This is a genomic window from Dorea sp. MB18-49 (genome assembly GCF_023669465.1).
GTDB classification, from domain to species: domain Bacteria; phylum Bacillota; class Clostridia; order Lachnospirales; family Lachnospiraceae; genus Dorea_A; species Dorea_A longicatena.
Window position 1 is genome coordinate 20,003 of sequence record NZ_JAMOYX010000020.1, and the last position, 20,570, is coordinate 40,572.

Sequence of the window (20,570 nt, forward strand, 5' to 3'; positions counted from 1 at the left end):
AGAACGAGATAAGGAGAGGATACTAATGGCAGATTTTTTTGAAGAATTCGGCAGAATGGTTTCAGATGTTGCTAGTGACATCACAAAGAAGACAGGAGATACTCTGGAAATCCAGAAGATTAAAAGCAATGTTCGTTCGTTAAAGAGAGCGAATGAAAGAGATCTTGCAGATATCGGACGTATGGTATATGAAAAATTCCAGAGTGGAGAAGTGTCAGACATGGATTATGTAACGCTCTGCGAAGAGATAGAAAAACGTGACGAAGAGATAGAAAAACAGGAAGAAGAGATCGTAAAGATCCAGGGAGAAGTATAAATGCGTACACGCATACCCGGTGCGGTCGGAACACTGTTCGCTCTTGATATGGCTGTAAAACAGTACATAGAAGAGAATGTAAGCGAGACGGAAGAAAAAAGTCTCTGTGGGACAGGGATTCTGATCAGAAAAGTATATAATAAAGGATTTGCATTTAACTCTATGGATTCCGAACCGGAAAAAGTAAAGAAAGCGTCGGTGATGACGACAGCAGCGATCGGACTTCTGACAATTATAGAAGCTTTTAGGGAAGGGCATATGCTTAGTAAGATAGCCCTGACATTCTTAAGCGCAGGAGCTTTAAGCAATACTTATGACCGTGTTGTCAGAGGAAAGGTAGTGGATTATATCGGTATTAAATCCAGTCACAAAATACTGGGCAATATAACCGCCAATCTGGCAGATATCTATATTTTGCTCGGTTCTGTATTTGCATTTTTGAAAAAGAAAATAGATTAGGGCTCAGGGAACAATCTGGACAAATAACGAACCCTGTCATCTTCCGGGTGTCTTCACTAACTTTATGTGAAGACACCTGAAAGATGACAGGGTTCGTTGTTTGTCGCCATGCGGTTCGAAAGAAGCCGCCAGATAAATCTAAAATAGAGCATGAAAAAAGCGGGTGATGGGAATCGAACCCACGTATCCAGCTTGGAAGGCTGGTGTTCTACCATTGAACTACACCCGCATAATACATTATAAATCGGGGTGACAGGATTCGAACCTGCGACCTCCTGGTCCCAAACCAGGCGCTCTAGCCAAGCTGAGCCACACCCCGTTATTTGACGTGTCCTTAAGACAAGTAGTATGATATCATGATAAAATATAAAAAGCAAGTAAAAAATGAAAAAAAATTGAAAAAAGTCATAATTATATAAAAAAACGACACAAATACGAAAAGTCAGAATCAATATTAAGGAAATGATAAGTTGTATCCGCTGGAATGCTGTTGTATAATTAAGAACGATGTCGAGAAAATAGATTATTATTAAGAGGACTGAATTGATAGATGAAGGAGACTAATAACGTAGAACAACGACCAAGCACTTCTCTTTCAAAAGGTGCAAGAAGAAATCAGATATTAAGGCGTATAACAGTAGTCGGTGTGATAGCAGCAGTAATAACTGCTGCTTTTGCTGGCTATTGTCTGCACCGTGAACGTGTAGAAGAAAAACAGAAAGCAGAAGAGCTCAGAAAAGAAAAGCAGGATAAAAAAGAGGCGGAAAAAGTAAAGTCAAAGCCGGAAACTGCCGAACAGAAATTGGAACGTGTACGAAAGCAGGCAACGGAACACGGATATCCGAAAAATGTGATCGAACTGTTGGATAAAAATGTGGAAACAGTAGATTTTGTGGCCGATTATGAAAAGAAAAAAGATAAGCCGTATGCAGATACGATAGGAAAAGATCTTTCGCAGGGAGGGATACCGGAACTTTTGCAGTGGGATGAACGATGGGGGTATGCTCCATACGGAACCAGTATAGTAGCGGCAAGTGGATGCGGACCGACCTGTATGGCGATGGTAGCAGCCGGACTGAATCAGGATGCGTCGATCACTCCGGCAAAGGTAGCTGCTTACGGAACGGAACATGGTTATGTGGACGAAGAGAATAACACGTACTGGAGATTCATGGATGAAGCCGGAGCAAACTGGAATCTTAACAGTACTGCAGGTCTTTTGTCAGAAGAGCAGGTAGCTTTAGAACTTTCGCAGGGACATCCGATCATATGCAGTGTCGGTCCGGGAGATTTTACCAAGATTGGACATTTTATCGTACTGACAGGTTATGAGAATGGCAATGTGAAAGTGAATGATCCGTTCAGCATAAAGAATTCGAAAGCAACATGGGTATTTGCCAATATCAAAGACCAGATAAAAGCGATGTGGGTATTTTCAAAAAAATAGCGATCAGACGGCAGGCGCCGGTGGAAGATCGTTTTCGGGAAACAGGAGAGAAAGATATGAGATATGATTTTACAAAGATTATAGACAGGCATGGAAAAGATGCGATTGCAGTAGACGGACTTGGAAAGAATCCGGGATTTGCACCGGAACCGCCAAAAGACGGATTTGATGTGATCCCGATGTGGGTGGCAGACATGAACTTTGAAACTGTCCCAACGATTCCAAAAGCGATCATGGACAGGGCAGCACATCCGGCATATGGATATTTCAATCCGGTGGAAGAGTATTATGATTCGATCATACGCTGGCATAAGATCCGCAATAATGTAGAAGGACTGATGCCGGAATATATCGGATATGAGAACGGAGTATTAGGCGGAGTAATCTCTGCTCTGACAGCTTTTGCCGCACCGGGAGATGCTGTACTTCTTCACAGCCCGACTTACATCGGATTCACCAAATGCATTACAGAGAATGGATACAAGATTGTACACAGTCCGCTCAAAAAAGACGAAAAAGGAATCTGGCGGATGGATTATGAAGACATGGATGCCAAGTTAAAGGCAAATAACATCCATGTAGCAATCTTCTGTAGTCCGCATAATCCGACCGGACGTGTATGGGAGCGCCGAGAGATTGAAGAGGCGATGGAAGTATATAAGAACAATGAATGTGTAGTGATCGCAGATGAGATCTGGTCAGATCTGATCTTAAAAGGCAGCCAGCACATTCCGACACAGTCGATCAGTCCGGATGCAAGAAACCGTACGATTGCATTGTATGCACCGAGTAAGACATTTAACCTGGCAGGTCTGGTAGGAAGTTATCATATAATCTTCAACAAAATGCTGCGTGACCGGGTGGAGGCAAAATCAAGAAAATCACATTATAATACAATGAATGTATTATCTATGCATGCGCTGATCGGGGCTTACGAGGCAGAAGGATATACCTGGGTCAATGAGCTTTGCCAAGTATTATCTGAAAATGTTGATTATGCAGTGAATCATATCCGTGACTACTACAGAGGAATTGAAGTAAGTAAGCCGCAGGGAACTTATATGTTGTTCCTGGACTGCGAAGACTGGTGTGAGGAAAATTATAAGTCACTGGATGAGCTGTTAAAAGCAGGATGGGACGTAGGCGTTGCTTGGCAGGACGGAAGACCGTTCCACCAGAAATATGGAATCCGTATGAATCTTGCATTACCGCTTGGCAGAGTAAAAGAAGCATTCGAGCGTCTGGATGAGTACGTATTTCATGTGTAAATATCTGGAAAATATACAGAAATAAAAAGTATAATGCTGTAGATTCCAAAGGAAAATACAGCATTTATTAAGAATGAGAGAAGTGAGAAAATTTGGATAATATAATTGTATCGTTTAATGTAATTGCACCGGTATTTTTTCTTATGGTATTAGGATATTTTCTGGTCAATTATACATCTCTGGCGGACGGAAAGCTTACAAAACAGGCAAATGCCATTGTGTTTAAGATATTTTTACCATGTATGTTATTCTACAATGTCTACCAGAGTGATATCGGTTCTGAGATACATAGCAGGATCAGGCTGTGCATCTGGGCAGCAGGGGGACTTCTGATACTGTTCGTATTGTTGTGTCTGATCGTTCCAAGGATCGTAACACAGGAAAATCAACAGGGTGTAGTTATCCAGGGAATTTTCCGGAGCAATTATGTGATCTTCGGAGTTGCAGTCGTACAGAATATGTATGGACCGAAAAGTACGACGACAGCGGCAATTTTAAGTGCCATCCTGGTACCGATGTATAATTTCCTTGCAGTAGTCGCGCTGTCAATCTTCGGTGAAAAAAGGGAAAATGACTGGAAAAAGATCATTCTGGATATTATAAAGAATCCACTGATCATATCTTCGGTATTAGGGATTATATTTTCACTTCTTGGGATCAGACTTCCGACAGCTGTCGATACAACGGTTCAGGATCTGGCCAAATTATCAACACCGATTGCGTTTATGATTCTGGGTGGTGATCTGGACTTTTCAAAAGTAAAAGGAAACTTAAAAACAGCATTTGTGGTATTGACGATCAAGCTGGTAATCTTGCCGCTTATCATGATTCCGATGGTGGTTATGATGGGTTACCGGGATGCGGACCTGTTGTCCGGGGTGCTGGCATATCAGACGCCGGTTGCAGTATCCAGCTATATCATGGCGCAGCAGGCGGGAGCGGATGGACAGCTTGCCGGGCAGCTGGTTGTGTTCTCATCGGTGCTTTCGATATTTACGTTGTTTGTGACGATATTCATATTGCGGACGATGGGGCTCCTTGCGGTTTAGTACCATAAAAGTAATCACTCTCTTTCAAAAAAATCTTCCTGAAAAGTTGATTTACCAGGTTAATAGGAATAGAATTATAAAATGAGTATTTCTAAAGACAAGGACGTTACAACATGGAGAGAGATTTAACAACAGGAAGTGTATTTAAGACAGTCATTTATTTTTCACTGCCATATCTGTTATCGTACTTTTTACAGACGTTATATGGTATGGCAGATTTATTTATTGTCGGTCAGTTTGGCGGGGTCAGCAGTACGACGGCGGTATCGATCGGAAGCCAGATCATGCATATGCTGACAGTTATGATTGTAGGGCTTGCGATGGGAGCGACGGTTATGATCGGGCGCTGCATCGGTGCAAAAGATTATAAGAAAGCATCGGAGACAATTGGAAACACGGCAACGATGTTCATGGGAATTGCGATCATACTTATGATCGTATTACTGGCGGCAGTCAGACCGATCGTCAGTGTGATGTCGACACCGGCCGAGGCAGTAGAAGGAACGATCCGTTATCTGACAATCTGCTTTATCGGGATTCCTTTTATTACAGCTTATAATATTATCAGTGCAATCTTCCGTGGAATCGGTGATTCCAAAAGTCCAATGTACTTTATTGCAGTAGCATGCGCAGCGAATATCGGTCTGGATTATCTGTTCATCGGAGTCATGGGACTGGATGCGGCCGGAGCAGCACTTGGAACGACCATCGCACAGGCAGTCAGTGTCATTGTTTCACTTACCGTGGTCATAAAAAAGGGCACAGGGATCAAATTAAGAAAATCGGATCTTCGTCCGAAGAAACATACGATGAAAAACATATTGAAAGTCGGTGTGCCGGTTGCACTGCAGGATGGATTTATCCAGATATCGTTTATTGCAATCACAATATTTGCCAACCAGCGTGGATTAAATGATGCGGCGGCGGTAGGTATTGTGGAAAAGATCATAGGGATTCTGTTCCTGGTACCGTCTTCTATGTTGTCAACGATATCGGCACTGGCATCGCAGAATATTGGTGCAGGCAAGCATGACCGTGCACGCCTGACATTGCGGTATGTATTATGTATGACAGTAGGATATGGATTAGTTGCGGCAACGATTGTGCAGTTTGTATCTGTTCCGTTTGTTGGACTATTCACGAATGACGGGGCAGTACAGATACTTGGAGGACAGTATTTACGAAGTTATGCATGGGACTGCGTATTTGCAGGAGTACATTTCTGCTTAAGCGGATATTTTTATGCATATGGCTTGTCTATCGTATCATTTGTCCACAATTCCATATCTATCGTATGTGCCAGAATTCCATTGTCTTATTATGCGGCAACGCATTTTCCGGATACATTATTTCCGATGGGATGTGCGGCACCGGCAGGATCGATCATCTCAATCATTATCTGTGTTGGCGTACTGATATGGATGAATAAACACACGGAAAAATATATGGAAAGAACGTAGTGATCGGAGAGAAAATATATGACGATCGGAATTATAGAAGACGACACATTATTACATCAGGCACTCAAAACAGCACTGCAAAACGCAGGCTATCAGACCGTATCCGCATATACAAAACGAGAGGCTCTTACTACAATTACAGGCAGTGAGAGCCTTCTTCTCATTGACATTGGACTTCCGGACGGCAATGGACTTGCATGTTACAAAAAGATCCGGGAAAAGGCAGAGATACCGGCCATTTTCCTGACAGCAAGAGACGAAGAAACGGATATGTTGACAGCATTTGACACAGGAGCAGACGATTATGTGGTAAAACCATTTTCCATGAAAGTGCTTCTAAAGCGCATAGAGGCAGTGATCGGACGGAACAACAGAGAAAAACAACTGGCATGCGGAGAAATAATATTATTTCCTGATAAGAAGCAAGTATACAAGAACGAAAAGGAAATTATCCTTACAGCCAGAGAATATCAGTTACTGGAATATCTGATGTACAATCAGGGAAATGTACTGACGAAAGAAAATATCCTGGAATATGTATGGGGACTGGATGGCCAGTTTGTAGTGGATAATACCGTCAGTGTTACGATCAACCGGCTGCGGAAAAAGATAGAAACAGATGCAGGATCACCGATATATCTGAAAAATGTATTTGGATTGGGATACAAGCTGGAGTGCGTCTGAAAAAGTAATGGCAGATACAAAAAGGAAGAGAAAAGAATGAATATCATAATAATCGTAGTGGCAGTAACGGCAGGAGTAATTCTGGGTGGAACTGCCATATATGTTTATCAGGGAAAATGCAGACAGAAAGAACTTAAGTTATTGGCAGAATGTATGGAAAAGATATTGCGAGAGGAAAAGATCCGGGAAACAAAAGCAGGAGAAGAGACATTATATGCAAGACTGGAATCCAGACTGGTAAGGATCCAGGAAATGTTAAATGGACGGACAGAAGCTGCGGAGAAGAGTAAAGATGAGATCCAGAAGCTGATTTCAGAGATTGCACACCAGATGCGGACACCCCTTGCCAATATCAGGACATATCAGGAATTATTAGAGGAAGAATGGAGTAAAACCGGGACAAAGACGGATGAAAATGTGGATAACTATCTAAATGCAATGAGATCCGGAGAACAACAACTGGAATTCCTGACAGAAGGATTCGTGAAGATGTCCAGACTTGAGCAGAATATGATTCAGATACGGAAAGAAGAGACAGATCTGTTAAAGACCGTGAGAAACTGTCTTGGAAGAATTCAAAAGCAGGCAGAAGAAAAACGGATTGCATTCCGAATAGAGCTGCCGCAGGAAGTCAACTGTCCGCATGATGCCAACTGGCTCGGAGAAGCAATCGATAATATTCTGGATAATGCCGTGAAATACAGTCAGATTGGCGGAACCATAGAAATGATAGTCCAGAAGAATGAAATGTGTGCAAAGATTCTTGTAAAAGACAACGGACTTGGAATTGAAAAAGGAGAAGAGCATAAGGTATTCCAGAGATTCTACAGAGGCAAGAACGTGACGACACAGAAAGGCTATGGAATCGGGCTTTATCTGGCGAGAAAAATTATCGGCCTTCATGGCGGATTTATGATTGCAAAAAACAGATATTCGGAAAAAGGTCTGATGATCGAGATAAATCTTCCAGTCTGTTAGAAGTTTGTTAGATTTGTCCTGTATGCTGTATGAGACAAGTGAAAGTTCCGATACGAAACGGACACAATTATAAGCAAGGAGAAAAAATCTTATGGAAATGATAAAAGCAGCAGGATTAAAGAAATATTATGTGACAGATAATTACGAAGTCCATGCGCTGGACGGAGTGAGTCTGTCCGTAGAAGAAGGGGAATTCCTGGCAATCATCGGTACATCAGGAAGCGGGAAGACGACATTACTTCAGATCCTGGGCGGCCTGGATGAACCCACTGCAGGTGGCGTCTGGATACGCGGCAACAGTCTGAAAGATATGACGGAAGATGAACGCACGATATTCAGGAGAAGGAATATCGGATTCGTATTTCAACAGTATAATCTGATCCCTGTTATCAATGTATATGAGAATATCGTACTTCCGCTCAGACTGGACGGTGCAGAGATTGATGAAAAATTGCTGGAAGATATTGTCAGAACGTTAAAGATTGGAGAAAAGTTAGAGAATCTCCCGGAAGAACTGTCCGGCGGACAACAACAACGAGTGGCAATTGCAAGGGCGTTAATGGTAAAGCCGGCAGTACTTTTGTGTGACGAGCCAACAGGAAATCTGGACTCTGTCACAAGTATGGAAGTAATTTCATTGTTGAAGACTTGTGCAGCAAGATTCCACCAGACGGTGATTGTTGTGACCCATCAGGAAGCGATCGCACAGATGGCAGACCGTATCCTGCGCGTAGAAGACGGGAAATTATACAATGCGGAGGTGTAATGAAATGAATGGATTTACACCGAACAATAATACGAACGTGATCCGGCTGCTTTCGGAAGCTATCAGAAAATGTAATAAAAGCAGAAACCGGATTCTTATGGGAGCAGTCGTTTTATGTATTCTTACACTGACATTTGTCTTTGGAACGGCTTACGGAAAAATAAATGCAGAATATACGAAAAATATTCGGATGGATGGAACAACGGCATCCACTTACATAGAAGAGGGAACAAAGCAGCAATATGAAAAAGCACGTTCCTTAGGATATGTAAGAGAAACCGGAAGAAGAATGAAAATGGGTGAAGCCACAGAATCCGGAAAGAAAGAATCTATCTGTTCCATACAAGTGCTGGATCAGACTGCATGGGAAAAGATGATGAAGCCCGCCTATACCGGTGTCCATGGAACCTATCCCAAAAAGCAGCAGGAAATCATGCTTCCGGTAAAGACATTAAAAAAGCTTGGAATTGATAATCCGAAAAGAGGGATGAAGATAGCACTTGATATATTGATCAGCTTTTTTCAGACAGAAAAAGAAGAGTTCAAATTATCAGGCTGGTACAGTGCTTATACAGAAGATAATGGAAGAAGCAAAGCAATCGGATATGTGTCAGAAAAGAAACTGAAGGACTGGGGTTATGATATTAAAGATGGTTCGGATATTCTGATCTGTCCGTCGAATGACATGGACTGGAAAGATACAGAAGAAAAATTATATGAAGATGTACCGATGAAAGACAATTCCCAACAGATCATTGCGACAGATACAGCGAAGAACCGGGCTGTAAAAGAGGTGACAGGAAGTTACGGGATGGCAGCAGTGGAGGCAGTTGTGATTATCTGCGGAATGTTTTTGCTTGTCTACAATGTGATGCAGATCTCCATGGCAGGCGATATCCGTCAGATGGCGCTGCTCCATACGATCGGTACAACGAAAAAGCAGCTCCGTAAGATCTATATCCGGCAGATCATGCGGACGATAGTGCCGGGAGGTATTGCAGGTATAGGTTTGTCGGTTGTGTTATTGCGATATCTGATACCGCAACTATTGGGCAGACAGTATCTGAATGGATATGGAGGCGCAGAAGAACTGCAGATCTTTCGGGTGGAAATCTTGTTGTTAGCGGTAGTCTTCACGTTGTTGGTAATCTTGGGTGCATCGGAACAGGTGATCTGGCAGACTGTAAACAGAACCTGTATAGAGGGAATGCATTACACGGAGCAGAAGGGAAGCAAGAAACAACAGCATGGAAAAGCAGGTCATGCAGATAAAGGAGCAGTCTTAAACAAGAAAAAAAGAAGCGAAACACAGGAACTGTGCTTTATGGCATGGAAGAACGTCACAAGATACAGGCAGGGATTTGTCATTACAGTTAGTTCATTGTTCCTCGGAATAGAAATGTTCCTGATTGTCATGGTGATCACAGATGGAAGTGATTATGCGAATATCATTAATCAGAGACCGGATTTCCTGATCGCAGGGGAATTCAGTGAGTCTGCACAAAAAGATGGAAGCGGGACAGAATATCAGACACAGTCGCCGGATCAAGATCCACTGAGATCAGAAGGAAATAATTTCGAATTATTATATGACAATGACTACGATGAGTTTTCACCGATATCAAAAAAAGTGCGGAAACAATTATGGAATCTTGACGGTGTGAAGAAGAAGGAATCCTACATAACCGAAGGAGCATACGTGCTTTCTGTCATATCCAGAGATGGAATACGCCCGCTGGAAGAGGATACTTATCTGGGAAACAATGTAGAATATGCGGAAGAAATCAGTATTGATTATGCTTCCGGGGCAAAGATGATCAAAGGCCTGGATGCTGATACCGTTCAGATTGTCAGCGAAAATGAGATAAAAGCATTAGAAACATATGTAGAGGAAAACAAGCTGAAAGTCGATATGGACAGTCTGAAAAACGGAACAGGAGTAATGATCATCCATGATCATAAGCTGTCACAAAAGCAGGAAAAACAGGCAGAAAAAGCAGTGGGAGAAACGGTATGTTTATCTCCGTTAAAGAACAAAGAAGCATGCATCCGGTGGAATTCCATGACGGACAAAGAAAGGGATAAGGAAGATGAGAAAATAAAGGCAGAAACGCCGTCTACAGAATATACGTTAAGCGGCTATCTGGATAATCAGGCAGATGGCTTCCCGGAGATTCACCAGACCTGGCATGGTGCAGAAGGAGATATCTATTATCTGGTCAGTGAAAAAGGATTTAACCGTTTATCTACGAAGAGAAAGACATTTTGCATGGAATTAAACGTAGAGAAAAAGAAAGAAAAAAAGATTATGCATGAAATCCAGAAGATTCTTTCGGCAGAAAACCAGCGGCGGAAAAGCAATACACAGACAAGCCCGGACGGCGAAGGAGAAGCAGGCATTTTCTACATTGCAAGATCAGATCTTATGCAGAAAAATGCAGACTACATCCGGGGAAACAGAATTATGTTCGGAAGTATCAGTGTAATATTATTGTGTGTCGGACTGGTTAATTATTTTAATATTATGTTTACGGGAATTGTGGGCAGGAAAAAAGAACTGGAGATTATGAGAAAGATTGGAATGACACGCCGGCAGGAAAGAAAGCTGTTATTGCTGGAAGGCAGCTATTATGTACTGCTTGTCGCAGGCCTTGTAGCGTCAGTTGGATCAATCATACTAAAAGGAATCAACGTTTATATGAGAAAACAGCTTTCTTATTTTACCTTTCATTATCCGGTAGGAGCGATTGCAGGAAGTATTGTAATTATGGAAATAGTGTGCGTTATAATTTGTAACTTACTTATATTGAAAAAAAATGAAAAAGTAGGTTAAATAAATAATTTCACCAACCGCGTTTTATCCAGCACAAAAATCGATACATCCATAAAAAGATGCGCCAGTAGCGTACTAAGGATCACACCGTTGGAAGTCAACAGGAATCCACAGTGGAATCCATACCAGCATACGATGGCGGAATAACTTCCCATCAGTACCAGAAGCGGCAGATTTCTTGCGACACCCTGCAGTGTTTCTTTGATATCTTCCAGTGTAGAATCAAAGTACAGGAAACGGCCGACTGCCAGTGTGATAAAATACATGATCAGTGAATCATAGTTCGAATCATGGTAGATGAACTTGATATATAATAAGATCAGAATAATATAAAAGGCAGAGATCAGCCGCACGGACGCCTTTTGTCTGGTCGGAATTGCAGTTAACGGAACGAACAGGATATCGAACCAGTTTGTCATAAATACAGAAAATACCAGAAATAAAAGTAAGATAATGTTCTGGTATTTCTGCCAGTAAAAGGCAGCCTGTGGGATCCGCTCATCGATAATATAATAAAGAGACAGGAACAACAGTACCGAAGTACTGGAAAATACCATCTCATAAAAGCTTTCAATAAGCGAGATTTCTTTTACTTTGTGGATATGGTTCAGTTTCCGGATCTGTTTTGGCGTCAGATCCTGTGTATTAAGTTTATAGTGTTTCTTAAGCTTTGCTGCCAGAATAACGATCGCAAGCACTGCGATCAGGCAGAGCAGGGAGACAAGCATGAAGCCTCCGGCATTCTTAAAGTTAAAATAATGAATCAGATAATATTGGAACATATCATATACCTTCTTTGATGTAATATTTTTTCGGTTACATATTGTAGCACTTTGAAAAAATATTGCAAATAGGAGAATTGCCAGTGGCATGTCCTGTAGATGTGAAATTGAGTTAAGTGTCAAAAAAATTAAAAAAATTTAAAAAAGTGCTTGCATTTTAGAAAACATCATGCTATTATAAATGAGCATTGTTGATGCGGGTGTAGTTCAATGGTAGAACACCAGCCTTCCAAGCTGGATACGTGGGTTCGATTCCCATCACCCGCTTTTTTGCTACCCTTTTTTATGAAGGGAGATATGTTGGCATTTACGGCTATGATTTCCTGGGGCTTCTATTCCGCAATCATCAAGAAAATCGGTGAATGGATGTGACAGTATTTAAAAAGCCGGAGATTATACTTAATTTTCTGTTCCTTGGAGTCGGAGCAAGTGCTTTGGGTTTCTTCTTATGGAATCTTTCTACCAAATGGATCGGTGCGATCAAGACGAGTGTATATATTTATGTGTCACCGGTTGTGACGGTTGTGCTATCTGTGGTGATACTGCATGAGAAGATGACGTTCGTATCTGTGACGGGAGCTCTGTTAATTCTGCTGGGACTGATCGTATCGCAGAAGAAAATTAATCAGAAAAAATAAGAGATTATAAGAAGCTTTGAATCCGGTGGATTATTGTGCCGGATCCAAGGCTTTTTTGCCGTTGATCGCTTGAAAGAAGCTGCAAAAGAAGATGCCGGTAAGAAATTCTGCAGATAATAAGCTGGATAAGAAATGAAAATGTGGATATCGGGTTCTGCGGTCAGCTGGAAATATACAGATATATATGAAAAAATATACAATAAAATATGGAAATATTCCTGTGACAAAACAGAAAGTTTGTTGTAAAATAACCGGTACAGTTCAAAAAACAATAATTAAGAAATGGAATATTTCAGATGAAATCATAGTGGAGGTTTACAGATATATGGAAAACGAACTTTTTGAAAAAGCGCCGGTACATAAGGCATATTTTAATATGGCATTACCGCTGGTATTCAGTATGGTCATTTCACTGGTCTATAATATGGTAGATACATTCTTCATTGCAAGAACGGGAAATACGAATCTGGTAGCAGGTGTGTCACTTGGAGCACCGATGTTCACGGCTATGATCGCACTTGGAGATATCTTCGGACTGGGTGGAAGTTCTGTGATCGCAAGATTATTCGGACAGAGGAAAGATGAGGATGCAAAACGCATCAGTTCCTTCTGTTTTTATGGAGCAATTATCTGCGGAGTGATCGTAACAGTATTACTTCTGATCTTCCGTGCACCGATGCTGCATTTATTAGGAGCGGATGCAAATACTTACAAATATGCATCACAGTACTATACATATCTGGTGCTGGGTTCTGTATTTATTATTGTATCATTTACACCGAACAACCAGCTCAGGTCAGAAGGATTTTCGAAAGCATCCATGGAAGGTTCCGTCCTTGGTGCAGTAGTGAATATTATATTAGATCCTATTTTTATTTCGGTACTGGGTATGGGAGCCGGTGGAGCCGCGATTGCAACAATCATAGGGTATATTGCGACGGACGTTTATTATGTGTGGATATATTTGAAAAAGAGTAAAAAGCTGTCGATTGATCCGGGACATATGCATATTAACATGCAAGAATTCAGACAGATTCTGGCAATCGGAATTCCTGCATCGATCACGAACTTTATGCAGAGCTTTGCAGTTACTGTTACAAACAGGAGTCTGCTTGTATATGGAAACAATAAAGTTGCGGCGATGGGAATCGTGATGAAAGTAAATATGATCGCGGCGTTGATTCTGGTTGGATTTGCGTTCGGATGTCAACCGTTGGTTGGTTATAATTATGGGGCAAGGAATAAGAAACGTCTGAAAGAGATTCTCGCATTCTGTTATAAATTCGAATGTGGTCTGGCAGTTATACTGGCAGTAATCTTATCCGCCGGTGCAAGACCCTTGATCTGTGTATTCATGAAGACACCGGAGATTGTAGATTCGGGTGTGCTGATGTTACGTCTACAGCAAGCAGGAATGATGTTTATGGCAGTCGTTCTGGTTACGACCTGTGTATTCCAGTCGGCGGGAAAAGCAATGGGAGCATTCTTGTTATCAGTCAGCCGTCAGGGTGTGATCTATGGAATTGTGATCGTTATTGCTTCGCATATGATCGGATATCATGGTGTGTTGGCCGCACAGGCTGTTTCTGATTTCCTGACAGCATTGATGGCTGCTATCCTGCTGAAACATGAGTTGTGGAGTGAATTAACCGATATAAAAAGGAATGAAGAAGCAGTATAGAAGTAGTATAATAAAAAGAAAATATAGATGCAGGAAGGAAGATATGGATCATGTCATTAGAAAAAGCAAAGAAATATCTGGAAGAAAAAGGTTATGCAGATCACGTGATTGAACTGGAAGAATCAAGTGCGACGGTACAGCTTGCAGCAGAAGCTCTCGGTGTAGAGCAGGGAATGATCGCAAAGACGATGTCATTTCTGGTTGATGGAGAACCAATCCTGATCCTGACAGAGGGAACGGCGAAGGTTGATAACCGTAAATATAAGGATCAGTTTCATGTGAAGGCGAAGATGATTCCATTCGATGAAGTAGAAGAATATATCGGACATGCCCCGGGCGGTGTGTGTCCATTTGGAATTAAAGATGGAATTAAAGTTTATCTAGATGAATCTCTGAAACGTTTTGAGACGGTATATCCTGCAGCTGGTAATGACCACAGTGCAGTCAGACTTACGATTGCAGAACTGGAAGACGTTGCCGGGGCATGTGGATGGATTGATGTATGTAAAGAAATGTAAAGAAAGAGAGAAAGTGGATTGTCGGTAGATGATTCGCTTTTTTCTATGCATTTGCAAGGAACTGCCAGTGGAAGGTTATGTAGGTGCCGGATTCGCTGTATCTTTGAAAGAAGTATTGACATGATGTCAGAAAAGAATTACACTACAGGTAGTGACAACGTGTCAGAATGAAAGAAGGGATAGATTTGAAGACAGGTTACCGCCTGTATCATATCCGGTTTGAACAGTGATAAGTTCGAAGATGAACAGTCTGAATGTCAGAAAACATAAACATGGAGGAAAGAGGCATATGGAATATACGAAACTTGGAAATACAGATATCGAAGTATCAAAATTATGTGTAGGCTGCATGAGCTTTGGAAAAGCCGGAACGATGCATGACTGGACACTGGATGAGAAGCAGACGGATGAGATGGTGGCACATGCACTGGATCTTGGAATCAATTTTTTTGATACAGCAAATGGATATTCGGCAGGAACAAGTGAAGAATACCTTGGAAAAGCATTAAAGAATCATACAACAAGAGACAAAGTAGTGATTGCATCGAAAGTATATTTTAATGAAGGAAGACTTTCCAAAGGAGCTATCTTCCGGGAAATCGATGGAACATTAAAACGTCTCGGAACCGATTATCTGGACATTTATATCATTCACAGATTTGACTATGAGACGCCGATTGAAGAGACGATGGAAGCGCTTCATGATCTGGTGAAGATGGGGAAGGTACGTGCGATCGGAGCATCTGCCATGTATGGATATCAGTTCCATAATATGCAGCTTGCGGCAAAAGAACACGGTTGGACACCATTTTCTGTAATGGAGAATCATTATAATCTACTGTACCGTGAAGATGAAAGAGAATTGATTCCTATCTGTAAACAGATGAATGTCTCACTGATGCCATATAGCCCGCTTGCAGCAGGACACCTTGCAAGAACGACATGGAAATCCGAATCTTTAAGAGGAAGAACGGACAGAGTTGCGGTTGGCAAATATGACCGTATGGAAGACGCAGATATGAAGATTGTCACCCGCGTACACGAACTTGCAGAAAAGTATCAGTGTAAGATGTCGCAGATCGCAATCGCATGGCAGTGGGCAAAAGGTGTTACTTCGCCGATCATCGGTGCAACGAAGATGCAGTATCTGGATGATGCGGCAGGTGCATTGAACGTTCGACTGACAGCAGAAGGCATTGCATATCTGGAAGAGTGTTATGTACCACATCCGATTGTTGGTGCGATTGATAAGAATCCGGCGCAGGGTGTGATGTTGTTGGATGAGAAGAAATAGAGAAAATTATGAATAGACAGTAAAGCAGATGGAGAATATCTGGTTGATAAAATTAATATTTCAGAAAGGCAAGTATCACAAAAAAAGATACTTGCCTTTTTCGTAACTATGCGATCAGAAGAAACTATCAATGATGGGTACTGTCGCGCTAGATTATATTTTTACTGGAATGGAAGGAGAAAAAGTGCTGCATACCCGGAGCCGGGAATATGTTGTGAATGAAATATGGAAGTAGATTTTTCATTTTACGGGTACACAAATTTTTTGAAAAAATTAGCACTCACCTCTTGACAGTGCTAATAATGCGTGCTATAGTACAGATAGAACAAAGGAAGAGAGATAAAGAATCAAAGATATGAAGCCGACAGCATTCATACAAGATTCAAACATCCGGAATCCCGAAGTTCCAGCAAACAACACCTCGGAATTCTCCGATCGTGCTAATTATAAATTTTTATCATTTGGAAGGAGATATGACTTATGATGATGCCTAGTATTTTTGGAGAAAACTTATTTGATGACTTTATGAACGATTTTTCATTCCCAACATTCCCGAATGTTGACAAAGAACTGTATGGAAAACACGCAAAGAACTTAATGAAGACAGATGTAAAAGAGACAGAGAATGCATATGAGATAGACATTGACTTGCCGGGATTTAAGAAAGATGAGATCCAGATGGAACTGAAAGACGGCGTACTTACCGTCAGTGCAGCCAAAGGACTGGACAAAGATGAGGAAGACAAGAAAGGTAATTACATTAGAAAAGAGCGTTATGCAGGCAGCATGAGCAGAAGCTTCTATGTAGGAAAACATGTAACCGTAGAGGATGTACATCCGAAATATGAAAGTGGAATCCTTTCCTTCAGTGTTCCGAAAGCAGAAGCAAAACCGGTAGAAGAGAAGAAACATTACATTTCAATCGAAGGTTAATGACAGGCAGATGCGGGAAACGATAAGTGACGGTATAGCCTGTATGGCAAAAGAGTAAACGTACCCCACAGGTGTTAAGCCTGTGGGGTACAATATCATAAAGAGAAAATAATCAGGATAACGTAAGAAACTCACATATTCCACGAAATCCTGTTCACATAGATGAAGATAATAGAAAATAATATAGAATAAATGACGGGAGGGAGAACTATGGCGGCAAAAAGAGATTATTATGATGTTCTTGGAATCAGCAGGAGTGCGGACAAGAGTACAATAAAAAGAGCATATCGTAAACTGGCCAAGAAATACCACCCGGATACCAATGCCGGAAATGCACAGGCAGAAGAAAAGTTCAAGGAAGCGACAGAAGCCTATAATGTGCTGAGTAATCCGGAGAAAAAGAAATTATATGATCAGTTTGGCCATGCAGCTTTTGATGGCAGTGCAGGCGGCAGTGGAGCATATGGCTATGGAAGCGGACCTGGCGGCGGTACTTACAGTTATACCGGACCGAATGGAAGCTTCCAGGAATATCATTTCGAAGGCGGCGATATGGACGATATCCTGAAGAATATATTTGGCGGCGGATTCTCGGAAGGCAGTGGAAGCGAGTTCCATGGATTTGGCGGATTTGGAAATAGTGGATCAGGAAGGACACGTACGTCCGGAAGAAGTTATGAAAGCAGCGGATTCGGAAATGGATTTGGAAATCATGGATTCGGCGGAGGAGGAAATTTCCGTCAGGATGGTTCCGATGTGACCGCTGAGATAGATGTGACATTTGACGAGGCTGCATTTGGAGGAGATAAAGTCATCCGGCTGTCAGACGCACAGGGCAGTAATGCAGCAGGAAAATCACTGAAAGTGCATATCCCGGCCGGCATCAGTGACGGAAAAAGTATCCGTCTGCGTGGCAAAGGAATGCCTGGACTTTCAGGAGGCAAGGCAGGAGATCTGTTGCTGAAAGTGAGAGTTGGTAAACGACCGGGATTTGAGCGAAAAGATATGGATGTATATTCAACTGTCATGATTCCGTTTACTACAGCAGTATTAGGTGGTGAAGCAGTTGTACAGACGCTTACCGGAAGGGTAGTGTGCAAGATTAATCCGGGAACACAGTCCGGAACAAAGATTCGGTTAAAAGGTAAAGGAATCGTGTCTATGAAGGATGCAGGAAGATATGGAGATCAGTATGTGACTGTTCAGATAGATGTACCAAAGAATCTAAGCAATGAGGCAAAAAGAAAATTGAAAGAATTCGAAGCTGCGTGTAAGAACGGAAGCAGAGGGGCAGCATAATTTATAAATTGTTATGCATCATTTTATCCAAAAGGATTTAGATAAAAATTCAGGAAAGGTAAAATGATGCATTTTTTCTGTATTGACGCTCACTTTAGAAAGAATTATAATAAAATAATTAGAGACAATGAATTTGTATACCCATACAGGTTATTGAAATATATGCTAAGGAGATAAGTAAGATGAGCAAGATTATTTTAACTGGTGACCGACCGACAGGACGTCTTCACGTCGGTCATTATGTAGGTTCTTTGAAAGAACGTGTAAAATTACAGAATTCAGGAGAATATGACGAGATTTATATTATGATCGCAGATGCGCAGGCATTGACTGATAATGCCGAACATCCGGAGAAGGTACGTCAGAATATTATGAACGTAGCATTGGATTATCTGGCATGCGGAATCGATCCTGAGAAATGTCACATTTTTATTCAGTCCATGGTTCCGGAACTGACAGAGTTAACATTCTATTATATGAATCTGGTAACCGTATCCAGAGTACAGAGAAATCCTACGGTAAAAGCTGAGATCCAGCAGAGAAACTTTGAGGCAAGTATCCCGGTTGGTTTCTTCTGCTATCCGATCAGTCAGGCTGCAGATATCACGGCATTCCGTGCGACAACAGTTCCGGTTGGAGAAGATCAGATGCCTATGATCGAGCAGTGTAAAGAGATTGTTCACAAGTTTAACAGTGTATATGGAGAGACTCTGACTGAGCCTGAGATCGTACTCCCATCTAACAAGTCATGCTTAAGACTTCCGGGTATCGATGGAAAGGCCAAGATGAGCAAATCACTTGGAAACTGTATTTATCTTTCTGATGAAGAAGATGTTGTTAAGAAGAAAGTAATGTCCATGTTCACAGATCCGAACCACCTGCGCGTGGAAGATCCTGGACAGGTAGAAGGCAATCCGGTATTCATTTATCTGGATGCATTCTGCAAGGATGAATATTTCGAAGAATTCTGGCCGGAATATAAGAATCTGGATGAACTGAAAACACACTATCAGCGTGGAGGTCTGGGTGATGTCAAAGTGAAGAAATTCCTGAACAAGGTTCTTCAGGCAGAGCTGGCACCAATCCGTGCAAGAAGAAAAGAATGGGAGCAGAAGCTTCCGGAAGTATTCGAAATCCTGAAAGAAGGAAGCAGGGTAGCTGAGGCGAAAGCAGCAGAGACATTGAAAGATGTAAAGACTGCTATGAGAATCAACTATTTTGATGATGAAGATTTCCTGAACTAGGAATCTGCGGACAGCTGAAAAATCATTATATTGCATTTGTTAATATGAAAATAAAATCCTCAAAATACCGGATGATATGGTATTTTGGGGATTTCTTTTGTTAAGAATTGCGGTATAATAAAACTATCAGTAAAAAAAGCAAATTGTATAGATAATACGGAAGTGAAGGGGTGTAATGCTATGAAAGAGATAACGAAAGAGACACTTCTGAAAGCTATGAAATCGCGAGATGCGGGAGAGCATCCGGTATTTCGTGAATGTGAATTCAAAGACATGGATCTAAGCGGAATGAATCTGCATAATATGGACTTCACATTGAGTTCCTTTCAAAATGTAAATCTGGAACGTGTGAATTTTGAAAACTGCAGTGTGGAAAATGCATTATTCGACGGCAATTCCCTGCATGGTGCAAATTTTCAGAATGCAAATATGAAGACGGCAGCATTCCGAGGATGTGATATGCGGGAATGCAACATTAAAGGAGCCAACCTTTACGGGGCTGTATTGGAGCACGCGAAGCTGGATGACATTCAGTCAGACGAAGCAACGCAGTGGTTCCGCATGCACTGTCCGGAGACCGGACCGATCCTTGGCTATAAGAAATGTGTGAATGACAGAGTGGTACAGCTTCTGATCCCGGCAGATGCTAAACGGACTTCGGCAACACGTCCTTCTTGCCGGTGCAGCAAGGCAAAGGTACTTTCGATAAAAAATTTTGATGAAACGGAAGAATTCGAAGAAGCCTGGTCGCTGGTCGATGAGAATTTTGTATACAGAAAAGGACAGTGGGTGGAGGTCAAAGATTTTAACGAGGACAGATGGATGGATTCCACGACGGGGATTCATTTCTGGATGAACAGAAATGAAGCACTCGGGTATTAAATCCCCTGCATTGGAAAAAGTTTACTGATAGATGAGAAA

At 41.7% G+C, this 20,570-nt stretch carries 19 protein-coding genes and 3 tRNA genes; 19 read left to right on the forward strand and 3 right to left on the reverse strand.

From position 1 onward, the window contains the following. Positions 1-25 precede the first annotated feature (25 nt). Positions 26-316 carry a hypothetical protein gene (locus NCY30_RS07735; RefSeq protein ID WP_006427909.1) on the forward strand — a complete coding sequence of 97 codons (291 nt, stop codon included), beginning with the start codon at positions 26-28 and terminating at the stop codon, positions 314-316. Continuing rightward, positions 317-775 carry a signal peptidase II gene (locus NCY30_RS07740; protein ID WP_006427908.1) on the forward strand — a complete coding sequence of 153 codons (459 nt, stop codon included), beginning with the start codon at positions 317-319 and terminating at the stop codon, positions 773-775. It abuts the gene before it with no gap. Positions 776-933: 158 nt separating this feature from the next. Here NCY30_RS07740 and NCY30_RS07745 read toward each other — a convergent pair. Then, positions 934-1,004: transfer RNA gene (locus NCY30_RS07745), tRNA-Gly, on the reverse strand. Between the two features lie 15 nt (positions 1,005-1,019). Then, positions 1,020-1,094 (reverse strand) — tRNA-Pro (locus NCY30_RS07750). 231 nt (positions 1,095-1,325) lie between these two features. Here NCY30_RS07750 and NCY30_RS07755 point away from each other — a divergent pair. From NCY30_RS07755 to NCY30_RS07790, 8 genes are all read left to right on the forward strand, one after another. Further along, entirely contained in the window at positions 1,326-2,222 is an 897-nt protein-coding gene (locus tag NCY30_RS07755) for a C39 family peptidase (protein WP_055181949.1), read from the forward strand. A gap of 56 nt (positions 2,223-2,278) precedes the next feature. Beyond that, entirely contained in the window at positions 2,279-3,490 is a 1,212-nt protein-coding gene (locus NCY30_RS07760) for a MalY/PatB family protein (RefSeq protein ID WP_055181948.1), read from the forward strand. Positions 3,491-3,582: 92 nt separating this feature from the next. Beyond that, a complete protein-coding gene (locus tag NCY30_RS07765; protein ID WP_070097802.1) occupies positions 3,583-4,539 on the forward strand; it encodes an AEC family transporter in 957 nt (318 codons plus the stop codon). A 113-nt stretch (positions 4,540-4,652) separates the two neighbouring features. After that, a complete protein-coding gene (locus NCY30_RS07770) occupies positions 4,653-5,999 on the forward strand; it encodes an MATE family efflux transporter (protein ID WP_139009407.1) in 1,347 nt (448 codons plus the stop codon). 18 nt (positions 6,000-6,017) lie between these two features. Continuing rightward, complete coding sequence (locus NCY30_RS07775) at positions 6,018-6,683, forward strand: response regulator transcription factor (protein ID WP_139009408.1); 666 nt, start codon at positions 6,018-6,020, stop codon at positions 6,681-6,683. Positions 6,684-6,719: 36 nt separating this feature from the next. Next, a complete protein-coding gene (locus NCY30_RS07780) occupies positions 6,720-7,661 on the forward strand; it encodes a sensor histidine kinase (RefSeq protein ID WP_139009409.1) in 942 nt (313 codons plus the stop codon). Positions 7,662-7,752: 91 nt separating this feature from the next. Further along, positions 7,753-8,427, forward strand: a complete 675-nt coding sequence (locus NCY30_RS07785; RefSeq protein ID WP_006427901.1) for an ABC transporter ATP-binding protein — start codon at positions 7,753-7,755, stop codon at positions 8,425-8,427. Positions 8,428-8,431: 4 nt separating this feature from the next. Continuing rightward, complete coding sequence (locus tag NCY30_RS07790) at positions 8,432-11,260, forward strand: ABC transporter permease (RefSeq protein WP_250818605.1); 2,829 nt, start codon at positions 8,432-8,434, stop codon at positions 11,258-11,260. Here NCY30_RS07790 and NCY30_RS07795 read toward each other — a convergent pair. Next, positions 11,257-12,042: a hypothetical protein gene (locus NCY30_RS07795; RefSeq protein ID WP_055194390.1), complete on the reverse strand. Its 786-nt coding sequence runs from the start codon at positions 12,040-12,042 to the stop codon at positions 11,257-11,259. The genes NCY30_RS07790 and NCY30_RS07795 overlap by 4 nt on opposite strands. Before the next feature lie 196 nt (positions 12,043-12,238). Here NCY30_RS07795 and NCY30_RS07800 point away from each other — a divergent pair. The 9 genes from NCY30_RS07800 (at position 12,239) to NCY30_RS07840 (ending at position 20,531) form a co-directional block, all read left to right on the forward strand. After that, positions 12,239-12,309 (forward strand) — tRNA-Gly (locus NCY30_RS07800). Between the two features lie 101 nt (positions 12,310-12,410). Then, positions 12,411-12,680: an EamA family transporter gene (locus NCY30_RS07805; protein ID WP_173819816.1), complete on the forward strand. Its 270-nt coding sequence runs from the start codon at positions 12,411-12,413 to the stop codon at positions 12,678-12,680. A gap of 325 nt (positions 12,681-13,005) precedes the next feature. Further along, positions 13,006-14,361 carry an MATE family efflux transporter gene (locus NCY30_RS07810; RefSeq protein ID WP_250818606.1) on the forward strand — a complete coding sequence of 452 codons (1,356 nt, stop codon included), beginning with the start codon at positions 13,006-13,008 and terminating at the stop codon, positions 14,359-14,361. 50 nt (positions 14,362-14,411) lie between these two features. After that, a complete protein-coding gene (locus NCY30_RS07815) occupies positions 14,412-14,879 on the forward strand; it encodes a YbaK/EbsC family protein (protein ID WP_173733534.1) in 468 nt (155 codons plus the stop codon). 289 nt (positions 14,880-15,168) lie between these two features. Beyond that, complete coding sequence (locus tag NCY30_RS07820) at positions 15,169-16,173, forward strand: aldo/keto reductase (RefSeq protein WP_250818607.1); 1,005 nt, start codon at positions 15,169-15,171, stop codon at positions 16,171-16,173. Between the two features lie 480 nt (positions 16,174-16,653). Continuing rightward, positions 16,654-17,106, forward strand: a complete 453-nt coding sequence (locus tag NCY30_RS07825; protein ID WP_006427892.1) for an Hsp20/alpha crystallin family protein — start codon at positions 16,654-16,656, stop codon at positions 17,104-17,106. Between the two features lie 210 nt (positions 17,107-17,316). Further along, positions 17,317-18,405, forward strand: a complete 1,089-nt coding sequence (locus NCY30_RS07830) for a DnaJ C-terminal domain-containing protein (protein WP_250818608.1) — start codon at positions 17,317-17,319, stop codon at positions 18,403-18,405. Between the two features lie 182 nt (positions 18,406-18,587). After that, a complete protein-coding gene (trpS, locus tag NCY30_RS07835; protein WP_250818609.1) occupies positions 18,588-19,649 on the forward strand; it encodes a tryptophan--tRNA ligase in 1,062 nt (353 codons plus the stop codon). Between the two features lie 180 nt (positions 19,650-19,829). Next, positions 19,830-20,531, forward strand: coding sequence for a pentapeptide repeat-containing protein (locus NCY30_RS07840; RefSeq protein ID WP_195389387.1), 702 nt, complete (start codon positions 19,830-19,832; stop codon positions 20,529-20,531). Positions 20,532-20,570 lie beyond the last annotated feature (39 nt).